Origin of the sequence: Streptomyces sp. AcH 505 (genome assembly GCF_000818175.1) — a bacterium.
Lineage (GTDB): Bacteria > Actinomycetota > Actinomycetes > Streptomycetales > Streptomycetaceae > Streptomyces.
Genome location: NZ_JTIY01000002.1, coordinates 363,612 through 370,302, shown reverse-complemented (window position 1 = coordinate 370,302; position 6,691 = coordinate 363,612). Strand labels below are relative to the sequence as shown.

6 protein-coding genes and 1 pseudogene are annotated in these 6,691 nt (G+C 71.3%); 5 read left to right on the top strand and 2 right to left on the bottom strand.

Annotated features, from left to right (window positions below):
- Together HY68_RS31775 and pcp are read left to right on the top strand one after the other, a co-directional pair.
- Positions 1-377: pseudogene (locus HY68_RS31775) on the top strand (ABC transporter substrate-binding protein); the annotation flags it as partial.
- Between the two features lie 72 nt (positions 378-449).
- Positions 450-1,091 (top strand): pyroglutamyl-peptidase I, encoded by a 642-nt coding sequence (gene pcp / locus HY68_RS31770; RefSeq protein ID WP_041998296.1) that lies wholly within the window; start codon positions 450-452, stop codon positions 1,089-1,091.
- Between the two features lie 28 nt (positions 1,092-1,119).
- Here pcp and HY68_RS31765 read toward each other — a convergent pair whose 3' ends face one another.
- Both HY68_RS31765 and HY68_RS31760 read right to left on the bottom strand, forming a co-directional pair.
- Positions 1,120-1,563: an ATP-binding protein gene (locus tag HY68_RS31765; RefSeq protein WP_042000384.1), complete on the bottom strand. Its 444-nt coding sequence runs from the start codon at positions 1,561-1,563 to the stop codon at positions 1,120-1,122.
- A 71-nt stretch (positions 1,564-1,634) separates the two neighbouring features.
- Positions 1,635-2,306 carry a TetR/AcrR family transcriptional regulator gene (locus tag HY68_RS31760; protein ID WP_241778826.1) on the bottom strand — a complete coding sequence of 224 codons (672 nt, stop codon included), beginning with the start codon at positions 2,304-2,306 and terminating at the stop codon, positions 1,635-1,637.
- A gap of 111 nt (positions 2,307-2,417) precedes the next feature.
- Between HY68_RS31760 and HY68_RS31755 the strand changes: the two genes are divergently transcribed.
- The 3 genes from HY68_RS31755 to HY68_RS31745 form a co-directional block, all read left to right on the top strand.
- Positions 2,418-3,476 carry an aldo/keto reductase gene (locus tag HY68_RS31755; RefSeq protein WP_041998292.1) on the top strand — a complete coding sequence of 353 codons (1,059 nt, stop codon included), beginning with the start codon at positions 2,418-2,420 and terminating at the stop codon, positions 3,474-3,476.
- A gap of 137 nt (positions 3,477-3,613) precedes the next feature.
- Positions 3,614-6,061, top strand: coding sequence for an RICIN domain-containing protein (locus tag HY68_RS31750; protein ID WP_041998290.1), 2,448 nt, complete (start codon positions 3,614-3,616; stop codon positions 6,059-6,061).
- A gap of 79 nt (positions 6,062-6,140) precedes the next feature.
- On the top strand, positions 6,141-6,691 hold a 551-nt coding region (locus tag HY68_RS31745; RefSeq protein WP_041998288.1), incomplete at its 3' end, for a TetR/AcrR family transcriptional regulator.

Here is a 6,691-nt window from a genome sequence, read left to right as displayed (position 1 = left end):
CGGCGGCCGGCGGCGGCCCCCGGGTGCTCGCCCTGTCGGCGGCCGACGCCGGCACGGCGTATCTGGCCCGCCCGCAGACCTGGCCGGACCTGCGGTTCCTGAGCGATCTCGGGGTCGGGCTCGTCGAACCGCCGGAAGGGCCTGGCGCCAACTGGTACACCGCACAGTGGTCCGAGGCCGCCGCGCTCGCGCCGGACATCGTGCTGGCGGACGTACGGGCCAACGCGGCGCCGCGCGAGCAGTTCGCGGACAACGAGCACTGGCGGGCAATCGCCGGGCGGGCCCGGATCCTGCCCTGGAACCCGGAGACGCCGAGCAGCCATCACGCGCATGCCCGCCTCCTCGGCACGGTCGCCGACGCCGTCGAGGACAATTAGCGGCGTACGACTCCGACGCTTGTCGGATCGTCGGACGATCCTCTGACGGACGGCTTCCATGCGACGGCTTTCATGAACGTGCTCCTCACCGGCTTCGAACCGTTCGGCGGCGAGGAGGTCAATCCCTCCTGGGACGCGGTCTCGCTCGTGGCGGCGGCGCCGCCCGACGGGCTCGACATCACGGCGGTCAGGCTGAGTTGTGTCTTCGGCACGGCGCTGGACGAGCTGCGCGCCGCCGTCGGGCGGACGGACCCCCGGCTGGTGCTGTGCGTGGGCCAGGCGGGCGGCAGGACCGGGCTCGCCGTGGAGCGGGTCGCCGTCAATGTGGACGACGCGAGGATCCCCGACAACGCGGGCAACCAGCCCGTCGACGAGCCGGTCGTCCCGGGCGGCCCCGTGGCGTATTTCGCGTCCCTGCCGGTGAAGGCCTGCGTCGAGGCGGTGCGGGCGGCGGGGCTGCCCGCGGCCGTCTCCCAGACGGCAGGGACCTTCGTGTGCAACCACGTGTTCTACGGGCTCGCGCATCTCATCGCCACCGAACGCCCGGCGCTGCGCGGCGGGTTCGTACATGTGCCGTTCGCCCCGCACCAGGTGACGGAGAAGGCGGAGCCGTCCATGTCGGTCGGCGACATCGCCAGGGGGCTCGCCGCCGTGCTCAGCACGGCAGCGCGTACGACGACCGACCTGCGGGTCGTCGGAGGAGCGCTCCACTGAGAAGCGCGGACTGACTACGGGGGCGGCTTCAGCAGCCGGGGAGGACGGCCTGCACGGTCTTGCCCGTGCCGGGACCGCGCAGCACCACGAACTGGTTCGAGAGCGCGCAGACGAGCGCGATCCCACGGCCGCTCTCGGCCGACGCGTTGTCCGTGTCCACCGTCTGGGCCGGTTCCGCAACGCGCAGCACCGGCCGGGCCGGGTTGTCGTCATGCACCTCTACGGTGACCTGGCCGTTTCCCACGCTCAGCCGGAGCCGGCAGCTGCCCCTGCCGTAGCGGGTGGCGTTGGTGACCAGTTCGGAGACGACGAGCTTGGCGTCGTCCATCTGATCGGCGGAGATCGGCTCGCCACAGCCGTGGTCGAGGTAGGCACCGGTCAGATGACGCGCCCACCGGGCCGAGGTGTCGGATCTCGGCAGAAGATACGTCGCACGTGCGGCACGCCCGGGGGCGCGTCTGTGCGCACGCATGCGGACCACTCCCTTCATTCAGCGACCCGGCGTCCGCCCCGGCCGGGGCGGCAGCGGCCCGAGGGCCGCCGCTACAGCCGGTCACTCCTTTCGAGTGCCCGGGCATCATGATCACCAATCACCGCGACACCGGGGCGGCGCCCTTTACCGCCTTCCGTCGCCGCGTCGACCAGCAGGGTCGCCAGCTCGCGCGCGTCGGCGAAGGGCCGCGGCTCGTTCAGCGAGAGGGCGAGCGACGTGGCGCCCTCGAAGAGGACGGCGAGCCTGCTGCCGAGCTGTGCCGGGTCGGCGGCGCCCGCTTCGGTGGCGACCTCCGTCACGCGCCGGGTGAATGCCCGCTTGTGTGCGCCGACCAGCGTGCGGACGGCCGAGTCCGTGTCGGCGAACTCGACGGCGGCGTTGTGGAAGGGGCAGCCGCGCAGCGCGGCACCGTCGGGCGGGTCGCGGAAGAGCGCGAGCAGCCGCTCACGGGCAGCCAGGTCCGTACGGTCGAGGACCTGCTCGCGGCCCGTGGACCCGGGTGCGCCGACCCGTGCCAGATAGGCGGCCACGAGGTCGTCCTTGCCGGCGAAGTGCTGGTAGAAGGTGCGCCGCGAGACATGCGCGACCGAGGTGAGCTGTTCCATCCCCGTGGCGTTGACGCCCTGCTCGTAGAAGAGCTTCTCCGCGGTCGTCAGGATCCGCTCGCGCGCCCCCCGGCCGCCGCGCGGCTGTCGTTCCACTGCCTCCGCTGTCGTCTTCACACCCTCAAGCATACCGATCGTTTTACTTGACTGCGGGTGCGGTGTAGCGTCGTAGGTAGAACATTCGGTTTACTTCGCTTCGGGTCGCCGTCGCACATGAGGAGCCTCGCCATGCAGTACACGACCTTCGGCCGCGCCAACGGACTACGGGTGTCCGAGTACGCCCTGGGTGCGGGGAACTTCGGCACCCGATGGGGCACGGGGGCGGAGCCCGCCGAGGCGCGCAAGATCTTCGACCGGTTCGCCGACGCGGGCGGCACCTTCGTCGACACGGCCGAGAGCTACCAGTTCGGCGAGTCCGAGGAGATCCTGGCCGATCTGATCGCCGCCGAGCGCGACCGTTTCACCCTCGCCACGAAGTTCACCAACGGAGTCACTCCGCAGGCCGGGGTGCAGGCGACGGGCAACAGCCGCAAGAACATGGTCCGGGCGGTCGAGGCCAGCCTGCGGCGGCTCAGGACCGACCACATCGACCTGTTCTGGGTGCACTTCCCCGACCCGGTCACCCCGATGGAGGAGATCCTGCGCGGTCTGGACGACCTGGTGAGCGCCGGGAAGATCCACTACGCGGGGCTCTCCAACTTCCCCGCCTGGCGCGTCTCGCGCGCCGTGGCCCTGGCGGAGCTGCGCGGCTGGGCCCCGGTCAGCGCCGTGCAGTTCGAGTACAGCCTGGTGGAGCGCAGCGCCGACCGTGAGCTGCTCCCGATGGCCGATGCGCTGGGGCTCGGCGCCGCGCTGTGGTCGCCGCTGGGCGGCGGCCTGCTGACCGGCAAGTACCGCGACGGTGACGAGGGACGGCAGCAGACCGTGCTCAAGCGGCTGCTCCACACCGAGGACGGTGGCCGCAAGACGGCGGCGGTCGACGCGGTCCTCGCCGTGGCGGAGGAGATCGGGGCGCCGCCGGCGCAGGTGGCGATGGCGTGGCTGCGCGAGCGGGCGGCCCGTGCCACCACCGCCTATGTGCCGATCATCGGCCCGCGCACCGTCAAGCAGCTGGACGACTATCTGGCCGCGCTCGACGTGCCGCTGAGCGCCGAGCAGTACCAGCGGCTGACGGAGGCCGGGGCGATCACGCTCGGCCAGCCGCACGAGCAGATCGAGGCGCAGCGCGCGGTGGTGCTCGGCGGGGACGCCGACCGGTTCCGTACCCGCGCGGTCCCGGTGGCCTGACGGCCGCCGCTCGGAGAGCCCTCGCTTTTGTCATGGACCTGGACAAGGCGAGGGCTGCGTGCTGTCATGCCAACGAACTTATTTGCAACGTTGTACAGGACGGTCGGGCAACGCACGAAGGACGGGAGTCCCCGGTCATGATCGACAGACGACGCTTCCTGCACGCCGGCGCCCTCACACTCGGCGGTGCGGGCGTCCTCGGACACTTCGCCGCACCGGCTTCGGCCGTGACGCCGGGCGCGGCGGCGAAGGCCGCACCGGCCGGCGGCTGGTACACCCCGAACGCGGCCCCACTGGCCCCCGCCGCCTTCCAGAAGCTGCCGCTCGGCAGCGTCACGGCGCGCGGCTGGCTGGCCGGACAGCTCAGGCAGTTGCTCGGCGGACTGTTCGGCCGGTACGCCGAGGTGTCCCACTTCCTCCAGTTCGACGAGTCGGGCTGGGTCCACCCGGAGAAGGCGGGCTGGGAGGAAGTCACCTACTGGCTGCGCGGATACGTCGGACTCGGCGCCCTCACCGGCGACCGGGCCGCCATGGACGCCGCAGGGCGCTGGATCGACGCGATCATCGCGACCCAGCAGCCGGACGGCTTCTTCGGCCCCACCCGGCTGCGCACCGCGCTGAACGGCGGGCCGGACTTCTGGCCGTACCTCCCGCTGCTCCAGGCCCTGCGCTCGCACGAGGAGTTCACCGGCGACACCCGGATCATCCCCTTCCTGCTCCCGTTCCTGCGCTTCATGAACGCGCAAGGCCCCGGCGCCTTCAACTCCAGCTGGGTGTCGAAGCGTTGGGGCGACGGCCTGGACGTGGTCTTCTGGGTCTACAACCGCACCGGTGAGTCGTTCCTCCTGGACCTGGCCGACTCGATGCACAACCACGGCGCGAACTGGGTCGACAACTTCCCCGACCTGCACAACGTCAACATCGCCCAGGGCTTCCGCGAACCCGCCCAGTACGCCCTGCGCTCGGGGTCTGCCGATCTCACGAACGCCACGTACCGCAACTACGCCAACGTGATGGGCACGTACGGGCAGTTCCCCGGCGGCGGCTTCGCCGGCGACGAGAACGCGCGGCCCGGGTTCGGCGACCCCCGGCAGGGGTTCGAGAGCTGCGGCATCGTCGAATTCATGGCCAGCCACGAGCTGTTGACCCGGATCACCGGCGATCCGGTGTGGGCCGACCGCTGCGAGGAACTGGCCTTCAACATGCTGCCCGCCGCCACCGACCCGCAGGGCCGTGGCATTCACTACATCACAGCGGCGAACAGTGTCGATCTCGACAACACCCCCAAGACGAACGGCCAGTTCCAGAACGGCTTCGCCATGCAGTCGTTCCAGCCGGGCGTCGACCAGTACCGCTGCTGCCCGCACAACTACGGCATGGGCTGGCCCTACTTCACCGAGGAGCTGTGGCTGGCGACACCCGACCTCGGCCTGGCCACCTCGCTGTACGCGGCGAGCGAGGTGCGCGCGAAGGTGGGCGGCGACGGGACGCTGGTCACCGTCACCGAGGACACCGACTACCCCTTCAAGGAGACGGTCACCCTCACGGTCACCACCCCGAAGGCGGTCGCCTTCCCGCTCCGGCTGCGCATCCCCGGCTGGTGCGCCGACCCCGAACTCACCGTGGCCGGCGCGCGGGTGAGCGCCCCCGCCGGACCGGCCTTCGTCAAGGTCGACCGCACCTGGCACAGCGGCGACCAGGTCACCCTGCGGCTGCCGCAGCGCACCACCGTACGCACCTGGCAGCACAACCACGGCGCGGTCGGCGTGGACCACGGTCCGCTGAGCTATTCGCTCAAGATCGGTGAGCGGTACGACCGTTACGCGGGCACCGCCGACTTCCCCGAGTACACCGTGCACGCCACCACCGCCTGGAACTACGCCCTCGCGCCCGACCCGCTCGGCGGCCTGCGGTTCACGGCCGACGCGGGGCCGCTCGCCGCCGACCCGTTCACCCAGGACGGCGCTCCGGTACGGATCACGGCGCCGGCCCGCCGTCTCGCCGAGTGGACCGCCGACGCCCAGCATGTCGTCACCCCGCTCCAGGACAGCCCCGCGCGCAGCGCGGCGGTGCCCGAGGAGGTGACACTGATCCCGATGGGCGCGGCCCGGCTGCGGATCAGCGCGTTCCCGACCGCGGCGCCCGACGGGCACGCCTGGGTGGCCGCGCCCCCGTACCGGCGCGTCCAGAACAAGCACAGCGGCAAGGTGCTCGCCGTGGACGGCATGTCGCTGGCCGACAGCGCGCGGGTGGTCCAGTTCACCAACTCCGGTACGGCCGACCACGCCTGGCAGCTGACCGACGCGGGCGGCGGCTGGCAGCTCATCAGGAACGGCAACAGCGGGAAGGTGCTCGGTGTCGACCTGATGTCGACCGCCGACAGCGCGCGGGTGGTGCAGTTCGCGGACAACGGCACCGACGACCATCTGTGGCAACTGGTCGACAAGGGCGACGGGTGGTTCCTCGTCCGCAACAAGCACAGCGGCAAGGTGCTGGGCGTGGACGGGATGTCGACGGCCGACAGCGCCCAGGTGGTGCAGTTCGCCGACACCGGGACCGACGACCATCTGTGGAAGCTTCTCTGAGCCCGGGGCACCGGCCGTCCGTAGCGGATGACACGCGCTCGCGCGAGCGTCGCTACGGGCCGGTTGGTAGCATCCGCCCATGAGCACGCGCGTACGGATTCTGGAGGTGGCGGCGGAGCTGCTGGCCAGGTCGCCCAACGGCGACATCTCGACGCGCGCGGTCTGTGAGGCCGCCGGCATCGGGGCGCCCGTGCTCTACCGGCAGTTCGGCGACAAGGAAGGCCTGCTGTCGGCCGTCGTGGACCACGGTTTCGACCGGTATCTGGAGACCAAGCGGCGGCGGGAGCCGAGCACCGATCCGGTCGAGGATCTGCGCGAGGGCTGGAACGGCCATGTCGAATTCGCGTTGGCGAACCGTAACTTGTACCGGCTGATGAACTCCCCCGCGATGCGCGAGCCGCCCGCTTCGGCGCTGGAGTCCCACCGGATCCTGACCCACGACCTGGAGCGGGCGGCCGCCCTGGGCAGACTGCGGATGTCCCCGGCCCTGGCGGCCCAGATGATCATGTCGGCCAATGTGGGTGTGTCGCTGATGCTGGTGTCGCGCCCGGCCACCTTCACCGACACCGGGATGTCCGTGCGGGTACGGGACGCGGTGCACGCCTCGGTCCTGACGGACGAGGCGGCGGC

Coding starts and splice junctions, on each gene's coding strand:
- HY68_RS31755 (WP_041998292.1), top strand. CDS start 2,418: ATGCAGTACACGACCTTCGGCCGCGCCAACGGACTACGGGTGTCCGAG.
- HY68_RS31750 (WP_041998290.1), top strand. CDS start 3,614: ATGATCGACAGACGACGCTTCCTGCACGCCGGCGCCCTCACACTCGGC.
- HY68_RS31765 (WP_042000384.1), bottom strand. CDS start 1,563: ATGCGTGCGCACAGACGCGCCCCCGGGCGTGCCGCACGTGCGACGTAT.
- pcp (WP_041998296.1), top strand. CDS start 450: ATGAACGTGCTCCTCACCGGCTTCGAACCGTTCGGCGGCGAGGAGGTC.